Origin of the sequence: Micromonospora sp. NPDC049275 (assembly GCF_043197115.1) — a bacterium.
Classification (GTDB): Bacteria; Actinomycetota; Actinomycetes; order Mycobacteriales; family Micromonosporaceae; genus Micromonospora.
The window spans coordinates 787,510-802,282 of the sequence record NZ_JBICSN010000002.1 but is presented as its reverse complement, the minus strand read 5'-3'; the positions used below and the strand labels follow the sequence as shown (position 1 = coordinate 802,282).

18 protein-coding genes are annotated in these 14,773 nt (G+C 71.6%); 10 read left to right on the top strand and 8 right to left on the bottom strand.

Annotated features, from left to right (window positions below):
* Positions 1–20: 20 nt before the first annotated feature.
* Positions 21–362 (bottom strand): ArsR/SmtB family transcription factor, encoded by a 342-nt coding sequence (locus ACGFIE_RS09160; protein ID WP_393292699.1) that lies wholly within the window; start codon positions 360–362, stop codon positions 21–23.
* Entirely contained in the window at positions 359–817 is a 459-nt protein-coding gene (locus ACGFIE_RS09155; protein ID WP_393292697.1) for an SRPBCC domain-containing protein, read from the bottom strand. Before ACGFIE_RS09155 ends, ACGFIE_RS09160 begins: the two co-directional genes overlap by 4 nt.
* A gap of 165 nt (positions 818–982) precedes the next feature.
* Between ACGFIE_RS09155 and ACGFIE_RS09150 the strand changes: the two genes are divergently transcribed.
* Positions 983–1,699, top strand: a complete 717-nt coding sequence (locus tag ACGFIE_RS09150; RefSeq protein ID WP_393292695.1) for an isocitrate lyase/phosphoenolpyruvate mutase family protein — start codon at positions 983–985, stop codon at positions 1,697–1,699.
* Between the two features lie 165 nt (positions 1,700–1,864).
* Here the strand turns inward: ACGFIE_RS09150 and ACGFIE_RS09145 are convergent, their stop codons facing one another.
* The 3 genes from ACGFIE_RS09145 to ACGFIE_RS09135 form a co-directional block, all read right to left on the bottom strand.
* Positions 1,865–2,791, bottom strand: coding sequence for a 5'-3' exonuclease H3TH domain-containing protein (locus tag ACGFIE_RS09145; RefSeq protein WP_393292693.1), 927 nt, complete (start codon positions 2,789–2,791; stop codon positions 1,865–1,867).
* A 59-nt stretch (positions 2,792–2,850) separates the two neighbouring features.
* Positions 2,851–3,078 carry a hypothetical protein gene (locus ACGFIE_RS09140; RefSeq protein ID WP_393292691.1) on the bottom strand — a complete coding sequence of 76 codons (228 nt, stop codon included), beginning with the start codon at positions 3,076–3,078 and terminating at the stop codon, positions 2,851–2,853.
* 165 nt (positions 3,079–3,243) lie between these two features.
* Positions 3,244–4,614, bottom strand: coding sequence for a glycosyl hydrolase family 18 protein (locus ACGFIE_RS09135; protein ID WP_393292689.1), 1,371 nt, complete (start codon positions 4,612–4,614; stop codon positions 3,244–3,246).
* 205 nt (positions 4,615–4,819) lie between these two features.
* On the opposite strand from ACGFIE_RS09135, the gene ACGFIE_RS09130 reads away from it, so the two are divergent.
* The 3 genes from ACGFIE_RS09130 (at position 4,820) to ACGFIE_RS09120 (ending at position 7,638) form a co-directional block, all read left to right on the top strand.
* A complete protein-coding gene (locus ACGFIE_RS09130; RefSeq protein WP_393292686.1) occupies positions 4,820–5,929 on the top strand; it encodes a M24 family metallopeptidase in 1,110 nt (369 codons plus the stop codon).
* Entirely contained in the window at positions 5,926–7,068 is a 1,143-nt protein-coding gene (locus ACGFIE_RS09125) for an acyl-CoA dehydrogenase family protein (RefSeq protein ID WP_393292683.1), read from the top strand. The genes ACGFIE_RS09130 and ACGFIE_RS09125 overlap by 4 nt, the downstream gene beginning before the upstream one ends.
* Positions 7,069–7,131: 63 nt before the next feature.
* A complete protein-coding gene (locus tag ACGFIE_RS09120; RefSeq protein ID WP_007460055.1) occupies positions 7,132–7,638 on the top strand; it encodes an Lrp/AsnC family transcriptional regulator in 507 nt (168 codons plus the stop codon).
* Here ACGFIE_RS09120 and ACGFIE_RS09115 read toward each other — a convergent pair.
* Positions 7,568–8,179 carry a histidine phosphatase family protein gene (locus ACGFIE_RS09115; RefSeq protein ID WP_393292680.1) on the bottom strand — a complete coding sequence of 204 codons (612 nt, stop codon included), beginning with the start codon at positions 8,177–8,179 and terminating at the stop codon, positions 7,568–7,570. The two genes, ACGFIE_RS09120 and ACGFIE_RS09115, sit on opposite strands and share 71 nt — an antisense overlap.
* Positions 8,180–8,337: 158 nt before the next feature.
* On the opposite strand from ACGFIE_RS09115, the gene ACGFIE_RS09110 reads away from it, so the two are divergent.
* From ACGFIE_RS09110 to ACGFIE_RS09100, 3 genes are all read left to right on the top strand, one after another.
* A complete protein-coding gene (locus ACGFIE_RS09110) occupies positions 8,338–8,532 on the top strand; it encodes a CsbD family protein (protein ID WP_363686110.1) in 195 nt (64 codons plus the stop codon).
* Positions 8,533–8,605: 73 nt separating this feature from the next.
* Positions 8,606–8,947, top strand: coding sequence for a YnfA family protein (locus ACGFIE_RS09105; RefSeq protein ID WP_363686108.1), 342 nt, complete (start codon positions 8,606–8,608; stop codon positions 8,945–8,947).
* A gap of 384 nt (positions 8,948–9,331) precedes the next feature.
* The gene (locus ACGFIE_RS09100) at positions 9,332–9,991 is read left to right on the top strand and encodes a polysaccharide deacetylase family protein (RefSeq protein ID WP_393292677.1); all 660 of its coding nucleotides are present in this window, start codon (positions 9,332–9,334) and stop codon (positions 9,989–9,991) included.
* Positions 9,992–9,994: 3 nt separating this feature from the next.
* Here the strand turns inward: ACGFIE_RS09100 and ACGFIE_RS09095 are convergent, their stop codons facing one another.
* Positions 9,995–10,939 (bottom strand): NADP-dependent oxidoreductase, encoded by a 945-nt coding sequence (locus tag ACGFIE_RS09095; RefSeq protein ID WP_393292675.1) that lies wholly within the window; start codon positions 10,937–10,939, stop codon positions 9,995–9,997.
* A gap of 113 nt (positions 10,940–11,052) precedes the next feature.
* Here ACGFIE_RS09095 and ACGFIE_RS09090 point away from each other — a divergent pair, with 113 nt between their 5' ends.
* Genes ACGFIE_RS09090 through ACGFIE_RS09080 form a run of 3 tightly spaced genes read left to right on the top strand, consistent with a single transcriptional unit; the run spans position 11,053 to position 13,272 of the window.
* Positions 11,053–11,601 (top strand): TetR/AcrR family transcriptional regulator, encoded by a 549-nt coding sequence (locus ACGFIE_RS09090; protein WP_393292673.1) that lies wholly within the window; start codon positions 11,053–11,055, stop codon positions 11,599–11,601.
* A 49-nt stretch (positions 11,602–11,650) separates the two neighbouring features.
* Positions 11,651–12,214 (top strand): RNA polymerase sigma factor, encoded by a 564-nt coding sequence (locus ACGFIE_RS09085; RefSeq protein ID WP_393292671.1) that lies wholly within the window; start codon positions 11,651–11,653, stop codon positions 12,212–12,214.
* Complete coding sequence (locus ACGFIE_RS09080) at positions 12,214–13,272, top strand: hypothetical protein (protein WP_393292668.1); 1,059 nt, start codon at positions 12,214–12,216, stop codon at positions 13,270–13,272. Before ACGFIE_RS09085 ends, ACGFIE_RS09080 begins: the two co-directional genes overlap by 1 nt.
* A gap of 48 nt (positions 13,273–13,320) precedes the next feature.
* Here ACGFIE_RS09080 and ACGFIE_RS09075 read toward each other — a convergent pair whose 3' ends face one another.
* Complete coding sequence (locus ACGFIE_RS09075; protein WP_393292665.1) at positions 13,321–14,715, bottom strand: KamA family radical SAM protein; 1,395 nt, start codon at positions 14,713–14,715, stop codon at positions 13,321–13,323.
* Positions 14,716–14,773: the final 58 nt, after the last annotated feature.

The following is a 14,773-nucleotide window of genomic DNA, read 5'->3' as shown; positions in this document are numbered from 1 at the left end:
CCCCCGCAACTCCTTGCGGCTCAGTTGTCGGTGCGGTGGCGTTCGATCGTCTCGGCGATCCGCTTGATCCGGCGGAGTCGGGCGTCCCAGGCGTCGCCGACGGCGGCCAGTTGGGCGACCGCGCGGGCGAGCTGCGCCTCGTCGACCCGGAAGTGACGCTCACGGCCGACCGGCGCGGAGTGGATCAGGCCGACCCGGTCCAGGACGGCCAGGTGCTTCGAGACGGCCTGGCGGGTGACGGGCAGCCGCTCGCTCAGCGACGTGGCGGTGCCGGGCCCGCCGGCGAGCAGCAGGTCGATCATGCTGCGCCGGATCGGGTCGCCGATCGCCGACCACAGGGCGTCGTCGACTGCCGTGGTCATGACGCGGCGACCAGCTTCGCGACGTACACGCCGAGGGCGGGGACGTAGTGGTCCCACCCGCTGACATGGTCCTGGTACTGCTTCTCCAGGACGGCGACCTCCCAGCCCATCTCGCGGAAACCGGTCTCCGTCATGCGGATGCGGGTCCCCGCTCCGACCGGGACCAGGTCGAACGTGACGAACAGCGACTGCCCGCCCCGGTCGGGCCCGGTGAAGCACCACCGGAAGGAGAACCGCTTCGGCGGGTCGACGTCCACGACGGCGAGGTCGACCGTCGTCGTCTCGCCGGTCCGCGCGTCGCGCCACACCAACTCGCCGGGTGCGCCCTCGACCGGTTCGAACCGTGCGTCGTCGGGCCACCACTCCCGCACGTGCTCGGGCTGGCTGATCACCTCGAAGACCACCTCGGGTGACGCGTCCACGTCGATGTCGCGTTCGATGACTCCGTACTCCATGGGTACCACCCTTTCGCAACCTTTGGTTGCGTAAGGCTATGGCACCCCGGCCGCTCGCGCAACCCTTTGTTGCGCTTCGGGGAACGGCGCACAGGGAGTGCGATCACGGTACGGTCCATGCTGGGTAGCCTGTCCGGCCCACCATTTCCCCGGGAGATTCGAACGATGACAGCCTCCTCCTTCCGCGCCCTGCACCACGACCGCACCCCCGGTGACCCGCTCGTCCTGCCGGGGCCCTGGGACGCGGGCAGCGCCCAGGTCTTCGCCGACGCCGGCTTCCCGGCGCTCGCCACGCCGAGCGCCGGCATCGCCGCCTCCCTCGGCTACCAGGACGGCGCCACCCCGCCCGCCGAGATGTTCGCCGCGGTGGCACGGATCGTCCGGGCCGTCTCCGTGCCGGTGTCCGCCGACGTGGAGGACGGCTACGGGCTCGCACCCAGCGAGCTGGTCGAACGGCTCCTGGAAGCCGGCGTCGTCGGCTGCAACCTGGAGGACTCCGAGGGGCAGGCCACGCTCAAGGACCCGCAGCGGCACGCGGACTGGCTGGCCGAGGTGCGAGCGGCGGCGGGTGACGCGCTGGTCATCAACGCGCGCGTCGACACCTTCCTGTTCGGGTCGGGTGACCCGGCCGACGCCATCGCCCGGGCGACGCTGTACGTCGCGGCGGGCGCCGACTGCGTGTACCCACTCCGAGCGCCGGCCGAGGTCCTCCCGACGCTGCGCGAGGGCATCACCGGCCCCCTCAACATGGCCGCCGGCCCGAGCCGGGAGTCCGTGGCCGACCTGGCCCGCCACGGCGCCACCCGCATCACGTTCGGTCCGGGCATGCAGCGGTACGCGATGGGCGCGATCGGCGACCTCGCGGCCAACCTGCGCGCCTGACCTCGCGGCCAACCTGCGTGTCTGAGGCTGCGGTCGACCTGCGCGTCTGCCCTCGCGGTCGCCGCTCCCGAGGTGTTGTCGGCCGCGCCTGAGGCGTGCGTGCCGCGCCGCGCGCGCGTTACACGCCCGCGCTGCGGTCCACGCCGGTGCGCCGCGCGCCGGCGGTCAGGCGTCGGCGCGGGCGGCAAGGGCGTCGACGAGGCGGCGGGCCGAGCCGGCCAGGTTCCACCTGCCGGCCAGCTCGAGCAGCCGTTCCGGGTCGGCGGGGGCGGTCGGCAGGGCGGTGGGCAGCTCCGGCAGCGCCACGTCCAGGGCGACCCGGACCACCGTCGGCGCGACGGCCAGGTAGTCGCGAGCGCCGGCCAGCTTGGTGCGCAGCCCCGGCGCGAAGGACGAGTCGGAGTCGTCAAGCGCGGCGAGGATGCCGTCGATGCTGCCGTACCGCTCGATGAGCCGCGCGGCGGTCTTCTCGCCGACCCCCGGCACTCCGGGCAGGCCGTCGCTGGGGTCGCCGCGCAGCGCGGCGAAGTCGGCGTACCGGTCGGCCGGCACGCCGTAGCGGGCGCGCACCGCCGCGTCGTCGCAGTCGTCGAGCTTGGCCACGCCGCGCCCGACGTAGAGCAGCCGGACGTCCCGGGTGTCGTCGATGAGCTGGAACAGGTCCCGGTCGCCGGAGACCACCTCGACCGGGCCGGGCTGGGTCACCGAGAGCGTGCCGAGCACGTCGTCGGCCTCGTAACCGGTCGCGCCGACGGCGGGGATGCCGACGGCGTCGAGAACCTCCAGGATCATCGGCACCTGCGGGGAGAGCGTGTCGGGCACGACCTCGCCCCCCTGCGGGGCGACCCGGTGTGCCTTGTACGACGGCAGCAGGTCGACGCGCCACGCCGGCCGCCAGTCGTAGTCCAGAGCGCACACCATCCGGTCGGCGCCGCGACCGCGGATCAGCGTGGCGAGCATGTCGAGGAAGCCACGCACCGCGTTGACGGGCTGGCCGTCCTCGGTGCGCGCGGCGGACTCGGGGATGCCGAAGTAGGCCCGGAAGTAGAGGCTGGGTGCGTCGATCAGCAGGATCGGGGATCGGTGTGCCACGCCCGACAGCCTGGCACAGCCCCCCGACGATCAGTGGTACGCCCGGCCGTCCGGCGGCGTCAGCGCCGCTCGTCGTGGCGGTATACGGTGGCCCGTCGGGCGAGGTGCTGTACGACGTAACTGGTCACCAGCAGAAGGATCGCCACCAGCACCTCGACCCAGGCCGCGACGCCGTCGGCGACGGTGAGCCCGATGACCAGCAGGACCAGGCCGACGAGCGCGAGGACCCCGGCCCACAGTTGCCGACGGCGGCGCGTCGCCGCCCGGTTCGCGTCGTTCGCTGTCACGTAGGTCCTCCCGGTCGGACACCCGCGCGGGCGGCCCGATCCCAGGTTATGACCCCGGCGGGGGTGGCACTCGGAGATCTTGGACAGTTTCCGTCAGCCGATGACGGAAACTGTCCAAGATCTGCATGGCGACCGGCGTCGGGCGACCGGCGTCCGCGGTCGAGGTCAGGCGGGGAGGGTCCAGCGCTGGTTGGCGCCGGCGAAGCAGTCCCAGATCTGGAGTCGGGCGCCGTCGGCCGAGCTGTTGTCGGTGACGTCCAGGCACTTGTTGGACTGCGGGTTGCGCAGCGTGCCGTTGGACTGCGCCTGCCAGACCTGGGCGCCGCTGCCGTTGCAGTCGTACAGCTGCACCTTGGCGCCGTTTGCGGTGGAACCGCTGGCGATGTCGGCGCACTTGCCGAGGGCGCGCAGCGTGCCGTCGCTGGCGACGGTCCAGGTCTGCGCGTTGGTGCCGTTGCAGCCCCAGAGCTGGATGGCGGCGCCGTTGGCGCTGCTCGCGGAGGCCACGTCGACGCACTTGCCGCCGAGGCCGGTGATCCGGCCGGTACGACCGGACGGCGGCGGGGTGGTGCCGCCCATGATGGTGTCGTACATGGCGCTGACCAGCGAGGTGGAGCCGGTGGTGTCCTGCGACAGCTCCCAGTTCATGACGCCGCCGGCGTTTGCCAGCGCCCACTGCGTCTTGCGCTTGACGGTCGGGACGCCGTTGTAGCACTGCTGCACGCCGCTGACCGTGGTGCAGTCGCGGTTGGCGTTGGCCGCGTCCAGCGCGACGAGCGCCGAATACGTGTAGTAGCCGGGGCGGCTGTAGAAGGGGATGCCGAGGACGGCCTTGCTGGCCGGCAGGCCGCGGGACTTCCACAGGTTGATGCTGGTGATCGACCAGTCGTAGTTGGAGTGTGGGCTGCCGCCGTCGTACGCCATGATGTTGAGCCAGTCGACCTGGCCGAACACGGCCGTCGGCACGCCGTCGAGGTAGTAGCCCTCGGAGACGACCGCCGCGGTGAGGAGCTTGCCGCGGCTGTGCAGGGCGCTGCCGAGCTGCGTCATGAGCTGGCTGTAGTTGTTCGCCGAGGCGCCCGGGTCCGGGTACTCCCAGTCGATGTCGACGCCGTCGAGGTTGTACTGGTTGACGAAGTTGACCAGGTTGTTGACGAAGGCGCTCCGGCTGCCGGAGTTGCCGGCGAGGGCCTCGAAGGCCGAGTCGTTGCCGTCGTTCCAGCCGCCGACGGCGATCGAGACCTTCACGTTGTTGGCGTGCGCCTGGGAGACCAGCGAGGAGAGCTTGCTCGGGTTTTCCACCGCGCGCAGGCTGCCGTCGTTGTTGGGTAGTACGAAGGCGTAGTTGATGTGGGTGAGCTTGTTGTACTGGATGGTGTTGACGTTGCCAGCCCACGAGGGCATGTAGCCGACGCTCTTGAAGTTGTTGGGCAGCACCACGGCCTGCGCGGCGGTGGGGACGAGGGTGACGGTGGCGGCGGCGGTGGCCAGGGCGAGCAGGCCGGCGGCGAGGGCGCGGCGCAGTGGTGAGGACATCGGGGGCCTTCCCGTGGGCGGGGGACGACGCCCGCCCGCGCAGGGTTGTCGCGGGCGGGAAATGGGGGACGCAGGTACGGGTGGGCCTCGAGGCAGCCAAATCTTAAAGAGTGTTAACTGTCGGCGTCAATCAACGCCCGTAGATTTCCTCCCCGGGGTGGATGCGGGCTTCTGGGGACGCCCAAACGACCGTTAAGCTGACGGGGTGGGAACCGATGAGTTGTACCCGCCGGACCGGCTGATCGCCGCGCAGCGCGCCACCGCCGCCGCCGGCCTGGACGCGCTGCTGCTCACGCCCGGCTCCGACCTGCGCTACCTGACCGGGTACGACGCCCACGTGGGGGAGCGGCTGACCTGTCTGGTGCTGCCCGCCGAGGGTTCGCCCACGCTCATCGTGCCCAGGCTGGAGCGTCCCGCCGCGGAGGCGGCGCCGAACACCGGCGTGCGCATCGTCGACCACCCCGACGGCGTCGATCCGTACCCCCTGGTCGTGGCCGCCCTCGACGGCCCGCCGGCGGCGGTCGGGCTCGCCGACCGGATGTGGGCCGAGCAGGTCCTCGCCCTGCGCGCGGCGCTGCCCGGCGCCGCGCAGCGGCTCGCCGGCGAGGTGCTGCGCGAGCTGCGGATCCGCAAGTCGCCGGCGGAGGTGGCGGCGCTGGCCGAGGCCGGCGCGGCCATCGACGAGGTGCACCGGCGGATGGGCCGGTGGCTGCGTCCCGGCCGCACCGAGGCCGAGGTGGCCGCCGACATCGCGGCGGCGATCCGCGACGCCGGACACGTCAGCGTCGACTTCGTCATCGTGGCCGCCGGCCCCAACGGCGCCAGCCCGCACCACGGCACCTCGGACCGGCCGATCGGCGCCGGCGAGCCGGTGGTCGTCGACATCGGCGGCACGATGCCGTCGGGCTACCGCTCGGACTGCACCCGCACCTACGTGGCGGGCGGGCCGGCGCCTGCCGACTTCGTCGACTACTACGCGGTGCTGCACGCCGCCCAGGGCGCGGCGGTGGCGGCGGTACGCCCCGGGATCACCGGCGCGGCGGCCGACGCGGCAGCCCGGGAGCCGATCGCCGCCGCCGGCTACGGCGACGCGTTCCTGCACCGCACCGGGCACGGCATCGGCCTGGACGGTCACGAGGAGCCCTACCTGGTGGCCGGCAACGACCGGCCCCTGGAGGCCGGCATGGCGTTCTCCATCGAACCGGGCATCTACCTGGCGGGCCGGCACGGCGCCCGCATCGAGGACATCGTCGTCTGCACGACGGACGGCGTGCAGCGGCTCAACACCACCCCCACGGAGCTCATCGCGCTATGACTGTCGACCGGATCCTCCCCACCGACGAGGCCCACGACCTGCTGGACCTCGCCACCGAGCTGGCCGACCGCGAACTCGCGCCGAAGGCCGCCGGCTTCGAGGAACGCGCCGAGTTCCCCCGCGAGGTGCTGCGCACCATCGGCCGCGCCGGCCTGCTCGGCCTGCCCTACCCCGAGGAACACGGCGGCGCGGCGCAGCCGTACGAGGTGTACCTGCAGGTGCTGGAGATCCTGGCCAGCCGGTGGCTCGCGGTCGCCGAGGCGGTAAGCGTGCACACCCTGAGCTGCTATCCGGTCGCCGCGTTCGGCACCGCCGAGCAGCGCAAGCTCCTGCCGGACATGCTCGGCGGGGAGCTGCTCGGCGCGTACTGCCTCTCCGAGCCGCAGGGCGGCTCCGACGCGGCGGCGCTGAGCACCCGCGCGGTCCGCGACGGCGACGCGTACGTGGTCTCCGGCACCAAGGCGTGGATCACCCACGCCCAGGTGGCGGACTTCTACAACGTCTTCTGTCGTACCGGCGGGCCCGGCCCGAAGGGCATCTCCTGCCTGGTCGCGGACGCGGGCACCCCCGGCGTCGCGCCGCAGGCCGCCGAGCGGACCATGGGGCTGCGGTCCTCGCCGGTGGCGCAGATCGCCTTCGAGGAGGCGCGGGTGTCGGCCGACCGCCTGGTCGGCGGCGAGGGGGCGGGTTTCACCATCGCGATGTCCGCGCTGGACTCGGGTCGACTGGGCATCGCGGCGTGCGCGGTCGGGCTCGCCCAGGCCGCGCTCGACTACGCGGTCGGCTACGCCCGGGAGCGACAGCAGTTCGGTCGGTCCATCATCGACTTCCAGGGCCTCGGTTTCCTCCTCGCCGACGCCGCCACCCAGATCTCCGCCGCCCGCGCGCTGACGCTCGCGGCGGCCCGGCTGCGCGACGCCGGGCGGCCGTACTCCATCGAGGCGGCGAAGGCGAAGCTCTTCGCCACCGACATGGCGATGCGGGTGACCACCGACGCCGTGCAGGTGCTCGGCGGCGCGGGCTACGTCAGCGACCACCCGGTCGAGCGGTACATGCGGGAGGCGAAGGTGCTGCAGATCGTGGAGGGCACCAACCAGATCCAGCGGTTGGTGATCTCCCGGGCGCTCACCGGAAGCTGAGACGGCGGGCCAGCGCGGCGTTCGTCGTCGCCGTCGCGCCGATTTCCCGGTAGGTTGCACGCCGTGGAGGAGATCGACCGCGCCATCGTCGCCGCGCTGACCGCTGACGGCCGTCTGTCGTACACCGACCTGGCCGAGAAGGTGGGGCTGTCGGTGTCCGCCGTGCACCAGCGGGTGCGCCGGCTGGAGCAACGCGGAGTGCTCAAGGGGTACGCCGCCCGGGTGTCGTTCGAGGCGCTGGACCTGCCGTTGACGGCGTTCGTGGCGATCCGGCCGTTCGACCCGTCCCAGCCGGACGACGCGCCGGAGCGGCTGGCCCACCTACCGGAGATCGACTCGTGCTACTCGGTGGCGGGGGAGGACTTCTACCTGCTGCTGGTGCGGGTGGCCAGCCCGGCGGACCTGGAGCGGGTGCTGCAGGAGATCCGTACCTCGGCGAACGTGACGACCCGGACGACTGTGGTGCTGTCCACGCCGTACGAGAACCGTCCGCCGAAGATCAGTGCCGGGGCGCCGAGTCGGTCGCGGTCCCGGGCGCCGGAGGAGCCGGCTGGTTCCACCGCAGGATGACCTGTCGGCCGTGCTCGTGACCGAGCGCGCTGACCGTGGCGGTGTCCAGGCGCAGCCGTCCACCGGTGGACGGGGGCAGCCCGATCCAGCGGGCGCCGAGCACCCGCAGGCTGTGCGCGTGGCCGACAAGCGCCACGCTGCCCCGGTCGAGCAGCGGGGTGACGCGGGCCAGCACGCGGTCGAGCCGGTCGCCCACCTGCGCCGGTGACTCCCCGCCGGGGCAGCCGTCGGTCCAGATGTTCCAGTGCGGGTCGTCGTCGTGGATGTCGACTGTGGTGCGGCCCTCGTACTCGCCGTAGTTCCACTCGCTGAGGTCCTCGTCGACCGCGTCGACGGTGAGCCCGGCGAGCTGCGCGGTGCGCAGCGCCCGGGAGCGGGGGCTGGCCAGCACGGTGGCGAAGCGCCGGCCGGCCAGGAACGCGGCGAGGGTGCGGGCCTGTCGCTCGCCGTCGGGGGTCAGCTCCAGGTCGGTGTACGAGGTGTGCCGCAGGCTGGCGCTCCAGGTGGTCTCGCCGTGCCGGATCAGCAGGAGCTCTCCCATGCGGTCAGTTAACCACCGTGGCGGGGCCGTTCGTGCCACCCTCCCTCAACCTATCTTCCTAGGATGCTTTAGCGGGTGTGGGCCACCCGGCACCACCGGTTTCAGCACCGGGACAGCGGGCAAGCGAGCGGCGACAACCGCCAGACCGAGGAGGCGCGATGAGCTTCACCGAGAAGGCAAAGAACAAGGTCGAGCAGATGGCCGGCGCCGCGAAGGAGCGGGTCGGTGACGTGACCGACAACGAGCGGATGCGTGGCGAGGGCGCCAGCGAGCAGGGTGACGCGCGCGCCAAGCAGGCCGGTCAGAACATGAAGGACGCGGGCCGCAACGTGAAGGACTCCTTCACGAAGTGACCCGAGCGGTCCGCGGGTCCCCGGGTGGATGCTCACCCGGGGATCCGTCCTGTGCGGCGGCTAGGGTCACGGCGTGACGGTGCTTCGTTCCCTGGTGTTGTTCGTGCTTGCCGCTCTGGCCGAGATCGGTGGCGCGTGGCTGGTCTGGCAGGGGTGGCGGGAGCAGCGTGGCCTGTGGTGGATCGCCGCCGGAGTGGTCGCGTTGGGCTGTTACGGCTTCGTGGCGACGTTCCAGCCGGACGCGAACTTCGGCCGGATCCTGGCCGCGTACGGCGGGGTGTTCGTGGCGGGCTCGTTGGGCTGGGCGATGGTGGTGGACGGGTTCCGCCCGGACCGCTGGGACCTGACCGGTGCCGGGCTGTGCCTGCTCGGCGTCGCGGTCATCATGTACGCCCCGCGCGGTGGTTCTGCCTGACCCGGCCCCTGCTCCGATCTTGCACGTGCGCCCCCGACGGCCGCCGCAATCGCGGGGCAGTGAGCGTTCTTCGCGTCTGCGATGATTCGCGGCGTGATCCGACCCCGGCTTCGTCCGTTGTGGTGTGGCGTACTGGTCGCGGCGGCCGTTCTCAGCGGTGTCGGGTGCACGGCGTCCCGGGTGCCACCGCCCGATCAGCCGATCTTCGTCGGCTCGTCGGCCACGCCATCGGGCAGCGCCACCGCCTCGCCGCCGACGCCGAGCGTTTCCGGCCGGCCGCAGGGCGCTCCGACGTCGACGGGTCCGAGTGCGCCGCCGGTTGTCCCGACGCCTGTGGTGTCGACCGTTCCCGGTGCGTCGCGGGTGGGGACCAGGGCGCCGGTGGTGGATCACGGGCCGCGTACGGGTGAGAAGGTCGCGTTGACGTTCGACGCGGACATGACCGACGGAATGCTGGCCAACCTGCGCGCCGGCCGGGTGACGTCGTACGCGAACCTGCGCATCCTGGACCTGCTGGAGCGGGAGCGGGTGCCGGCGACGTTCTTCCTGACCGGCAAGTGGGTGCAGCGGTACCCGGACGTGACCCGACGGATCGCCGGTAATCCGCGCTTCGAGTTGGCCAACCACACGTACGGGCACGCGGCGTTCACCGCCAACTGCTACGACCTGCCGCGGTTGCCTGTCGACGAGTTGGCCGGCGATGTGGCGAAGACGTTCGAGGTGATCGCGCCGTACGGGGGTCGGCAGACCCGGTACTTCCGCTTTCCGGGGCTCTGCCACGACGCGGCGGCGCTGGACGCGCTGGCGCCGCTGGGTGTGACTGTCGTCGACGGTGACGTGGTGAGCGGTGATCCGTTCGCGAAGGCGTGGAAGCCCCTGGTGCGCGCGGTGCTGGACCACGCACACCCGGGGTCGGTGGTGATCATGCACGTGACCGAGGCGAACGCGGCGATGACCGATGAGGCGTTGCCGCACATCCTGGCCGGGTTGCGCGCGCGGGGGTTGGTGCCGGCGCCGTTGTCCGAGGTTTTGGCCGGGAGCTGAGGTTCAGCTTTCCCGTACGTCGTCGACGGTCAGGACGATCTTGCCGCGGCGGGATCCGTGCTCGGATGTCCGGTGTGCGTCGGCCGCCTTCGCAAGGGGGAAGGCGGCGTCGATCGGCACCCTGAACCGGCCCTCGGTGAACAGTTCGGCGGCGGCGGGCAGTCCGTGGCGGCCGTCGGGTTCGCCGGCCAGTTGTCCCATGGAGAGGCGGACGCCGTGGGTGGGGGCGGTGAAGTCGGCCAGGGTGAGCACCGCTGTCGGGTCGCCGGTGAGGTGGAGCAGTTCGGCCAGGGACCCGGCGCCGGCGACGTCGAGGGCGCGGTCGATCCGGGTCGCCCCCACGGTGTCGAGGCGGTTCGTGAGGTCGGGGCCGTAGGTGACGGGTGTCGCCCCGAGCTGGCGGAGGAGGTCGTGGTTGTCGGCGCGGGCGGTGCCGATGACGTGGACGCCACGGGCGGCGGCGAGTTGGACGGCGATGCTGCCGACACCGCCGGCGGCGCCGTCGACAAGCAGTGTCATGCCGGGCCGTAGGTCCAGCAGGTCGAGGGCCCGGGTGGCGGTTTCGATGCTGGTGCCGGCGGCGCCCGCCTGGGTCCACGGCATGGTGGTGGGCTTGTGCGTCCAGAGCTGTAGGACCGCGAACTGTGCGCTTGCGCCGCCGAGTCTGGCCAGCTCGACGATGCCGAAGACGTGGTCGCCGAGGGTCACGCCGTCGACGTCGTCGCCGATCTCGTCGACGGTGCCGGCGGCGTCGACGCCGGGGATGTGGGGCAACGGCAGTCGGGCGCTCATCGGGGTGCGGCCGGAGCGGAGGCCGATGTCGACGGGGGAGACGCCGGCGGCGTGGACGCGGATGCGGATCTGGCCGGCCCGGGGGTGTGGCGCGTCGGTGGTGCCGAGGTGGAGTACCTCGGGGCCACCGAACCGGTCGTACTGCACGGCGAACATCAGGGGCTCCTCTGCCTGGGTGACGGGGTGGTGGTCGTACCGTAGGCAGGAAATGGAGCAGCTGTTCCGCTGTGGGGGTCAAGTGAGAGGGAGGCCGGCCAAAGATGTCTCAGATGCGGCGTGCCGATGCCCGATCCAACCGTGATCGGGTGGTGGTGGCGGCGCGGGAGGCGTTTGCGGCAGCGGGGCTTGAGGTGCCCATGCGGGAGGTGGCGCGACGGGCGGGGGTTGGTGTGGCGACCCTGTACCGGCATTTCCCGACGCGTACGGAGTTGGTGGCGACGGTCCTGGCCGAGCGGGTCAACGATTGCGGTGTGCAGATGCGTCGCGCGCTCGATGACCCGGACCCGTGGCGGGCGCTGTCCGGGGTGGTGCGCGAGTTCGCCGAGCGGCAGATTCATGACCGGGCGCTCAACGAGGCGTTGTTGGGGCCGGGTGAGGTGAGTGCGGCGTTTCAGCGGGAGCGGCGGGAGCACACGCAGGCGTTGAACGTGCTTGTCGTGCGGGCGCGGGCCGCTGGTGTGCTGCGTGACGGCGTCGACGCGGACGATGTGCGGGCGGGCCTGCTGGCGATCGCGTCGCTGCGGCGGTTGCCGACGGAGACGAGCGCCCGGGTGATCGGTAGGGTCGCCGGTCTGGTGCTCGCCGGTCTCCGCGCCTGACTGCGCGCGGGGCTGTCACGGTTGTCGTCGCGCTGGACATGGACTGGACGTGAGCTCAGGGACAGAGCATGACGAGGACCGCTTCAGGCGGGTCTACGCCGGGGACTTCGAGTCGTTGTTGGCGTACGCGTTGCGTCGTGTCGCGCATCCGGAGGACGCGGCCGACGTCGTCGCGGAGACCTTCTTGGTGGCGTGGCGTCGCCGGCAGGACATTCCGGACGGCGGTGAGGCTCGGCTGTGGCTGTACGGGGTGGCCCGGCGGGTGTTGGCCAACCAGCAGCGCGGTGGCGTTCGCCGGCAGCGTCTCGGTGAGCGCTTACGCCAGCAGCTCGTCGTCTCGGTCGCCGATCCGGGGAGCGAGGTGCCGGAGCGGCTTGCCGTTCGGGCGGCGTTGGCTGGCCTGGCCGAGGTGGACCGGGAGGTGCTGATGCTCACCGTGTGGGAGGGTCTGCGGCCGCACGAGGTGGCTGCGGTGCTGGGGGTGACTCCTGCCGCGGTCCGGACCCGGCTGTCGCGGGCGAGGGCGAGGTTGCGGGGGCTGGTCGGTGACGACCCGGGGCCGCCCGGACATGTGCTGGATGTGTTGACCGCGCCTACCCGTACGGAGGACTGATGAGCGGCGATGAGCGTGTTGACCGGCTGGTTCGGGATGCCGACCCGGGTGCGCTCGATGGCGTCGGGGACCTCGCAGGGGTGAAGCGAACCCTCTTGGAGGAGATCGTGTCGGAGTCGGGGGTCGAGGGCGGTGCCGGTATTGCGCGGCGGCGGTTGCGGGTGCGTCGCTTCGCGGGCGTGGTGACGGCGGCAGCGGTGCTCATGAGCGTCGTGCCGGCCTCCATGGTGTTGCGGGGGCAGGCCGAGGGCGGTGGGGTCTCTCCGATTGTCACCCCGGCCGAGGGGGTCGTCTTTTCGCCGTTGGCGCTGGCGGCGGCGGAGCGGAACCCGCGGCTGCTGATCGATCGGTCTGGCTGGAGGGTGACTGATCTGTCGGGGTTCACCGGGGAGCTGGGCATGATCCGTTTTCGCCGGGGTGAGCGGGAGTTGGAGATGAACTGGTATCCGGCGTCCGGTTATGCGGGTCGTTATGCCGATCGGCTCCAGGTGAATCGGCCTAAGTCGGTGCGGGTCGATGGCTGGCCGGGTGACCTGTTCGAGTATTCCGGCAGTGATTTTGCGGTACTGACGCGTCCCCGCGAGGACGTGTTCGTGGAGATGAGGACGGAGGGGGACTGGTCGCGTAAGGAATTCGCTCGGGTTCTCGCGGACATCGTCCGGGTGGACGCGCGGACGTGGTTGGCCGCGCTTCCGGCGGAGATGGTCATGCCGGTGGGGGAGAGGGCGGCGAAGGTGCTCGTCGATGTGCCGCTGCCGCCCGGGTTCGACGTCGCGGCGCTGGAGGACATCGGCGTGAGTGACTCGTACCATTTCGGGGTGGATGTGACGTCCCGGGTCGGCTGCGGGTGGATCGCGGAGTGGCAGCGGGCGCGGGCGAGCGGCGACGAGGCCGCGGTGCGGCGGGCCGCGGACGCGTTGCGGGGCAGCCACGGGTGGCGGGTGCTGCGGGATCTGGACCGGGCCGGTGACTGGGCGGAGGTGTTCTGGGAGTACGCCGACGAGGTCGCGGCGGGGTCGGTGCGGGCCGGGTACGTGGGGGCCCTGGGCTGCCGGTGACGGGGGACGGTGGCACCCCGGGGGATCCGGGGTGCCACCGTCGGTGGGTCAGTCGTCGCGGTGGTCGTTCCACCACTGCTGGCCGTCGGCGGGCAGGGTGTCGATCGGGTCGTAGTAGGCGTAGCGCTTGTTGAGCGCCTCCAGGTCGGCGGACTCGATGGAGGTGCGGTAGTTCTTGGTCCAGTAGGAGATGCCGCGGTCACGGTCGTAGTCGGTGAGCATGTGCACCCAGCGCTTGCCGACGAAGGGCACGTCGCAGACGATCCGTGGGGTGGCGTAGCCGGGTAGGTAGCCCATGATGTCGTGCTGGAGCTGTTGGGCGTGCCAGACGGGGACGCGCCAGTGTTCGGCGTTGGGGATCATGTCGCACATGTAGAAGTAGTACGGCAGGATCCCGGCTTCGCCCTGCAGGGCGAAGCAGAGGTCGAGCAGTTCCGGGGTGGTGGCGTTGACGCCGCGCATGAGGACGCCCTGGTTGCGGACGTCGCGGACGCCGACGTCGAGGGCGGTCTGGGCGGCCTTGGCGACCAGTGGGGTGAGCGACTGGGCGTGGTTGACGTGGGTGTGGATGGCGAGGTTGACGCCTCGGCGTCCGGCGGTGCGGGCGACGCGTTCCAGGCCCTCGACGACGTCGGGTTGCAGCCAGTGCTGGGGGAGGCCCATGAGGGCCTTGGTGGCGAGGCGGATGTCGCGGACCGTCTCCAGTTCCAGCAGGCGCATGAGGTACGACTCGAGGTTGCGCCACGGGACGTTTGCCACGTCGCCGCCGGAGACGACGACGTCGCGGACGCCGGGGTGGGCCTTGAGGTAGGCGATGTGGGCGTCGTAGCGGTCGACGGGCTTGAGGGTGAGCTTGAGCTTGTCGACGGCGGGGGTGGAGTTGCCGACCAGGTCCATGCGGGTGCAGTGGCCGCAGTACTGGGGGCAGGTGGAGAGCAGTTCGGCGAGGACCTTTGTGGGGTAGCGGTGGGTGAGTCCTTCGGCGACCCACATGTCGTGCTCGTGGAGGCTGTCGCGGCTGGCGTAGGGGTGTGAGGGCCAGTCGGTGCGTCGGTCGGAGGCGACCGGGATCATGTAGCGGCGGATGGGGTCGGCGAGCAGCGCCTCGGTGGTGAGGGTCGCGAACGGCACCATCGTGTTGATCATTTGTGGTGGCACCAGCATGGACATGGTGGCCAGGGCCGCCTGGTCGGCCTCGAGGTCGGCGTAGAAGGTGTCGTCGACGAGGTCGCCGAAGACGGCGCGGAGCTGCTTGGTGTTCTTGACGCAGTTGACGCGCTGCCACTGGGCGGATTCCCACTGGTCGCGGGTGACGTGGCGCCAGCCGGGGAAGCGGGTCCAGTCGGGTTCGACCAGGGGGCGGCGGTGGTATTCGTAGGGCTGCCCGGCGGTCGGGGCGTGACGGGGTGGAGGCATGGTCTCCACCGGTTGGGTCTGGGTCACGGCCCCTCCTCGGTGCTGCTGCTGATCATCGAAGCCCGAAGGCTACTGGAAAATATTC

Bases quoted from the DNA above. Each gene is read 5' to 3' on its own strand.
- ACGFIE_RS09150 (WP_393292695.1), top strand. From the start codon at position 983: ATGACAGCCTCCTCCTTCCGCGCCCTGCACCACGACCGCACCCCCGGT.
- ACGFIE_RS09155 (WP_393292697.1), bottom strand. From the start codon at position 817: ATGGAGTACGGAGTCATCGAACGCGACATCGACGTGGACGCGTCACCC.
- ACGFIE_RS09080 (WP_393292668.1), top strand. From the start codon at position 12,214: ATGAGCGGCGATGAGCGTGTTGACCGGCTGGTTCGGGATGCCGACCCG.
- ACGFIE_RS09125 (WP_393292683.1), top strand. From the start codon at position 5,926: ATGACTGTCGACCGGATCCTCCCCACCGACGAGGCCCACGACCTGCTG.
- ACGFIE_RS09115 (WP_393292680.1), bottom strand. From the start codon at position 8,179: ATGGGAGAGCTCCTGCTGATCCGGCACGGCGAGACCACCTGGAGCGCC.
- ACGFIE_RS09160 (WP_393292699.1), bottom strand. From the start codon at position 362: ATGACCACGGCAGTCGACGACGCCCTGTGGTCGGCGATCGGCGACCCG.
- ACGFIE_RS09110 (WP_363686110.1), top strand. From the start codon at position 8,338: ATGAGCTTCACCGAGAAGGCAAAGAACAAGGTCGAGCAGATGGCCGGC.
- ACGFIE_RS09095 (WP_393292675.1), bottom strand. From the start codon at position 10,939: ATGTTCGCCGTGCAGTACGACCGGTTCGGTGGCCCCGAGGTACTCCAC.
- ACGFIE_RS09090 (WP_393292673.1), top strand. From the start codon at position 11,053: ATGCGGCGTGCCGATGCCCGATCCAACCGTGATCGGGTGGTGGTGGCG.
- ACGFIE_RS09135 (WP_393292689.1), bottom strand. From the start codon at position 4,614: ATGTCCTCACCACTGCGCCGCGCCCTCGCCGCCGGCCTGCTCGCCCTG.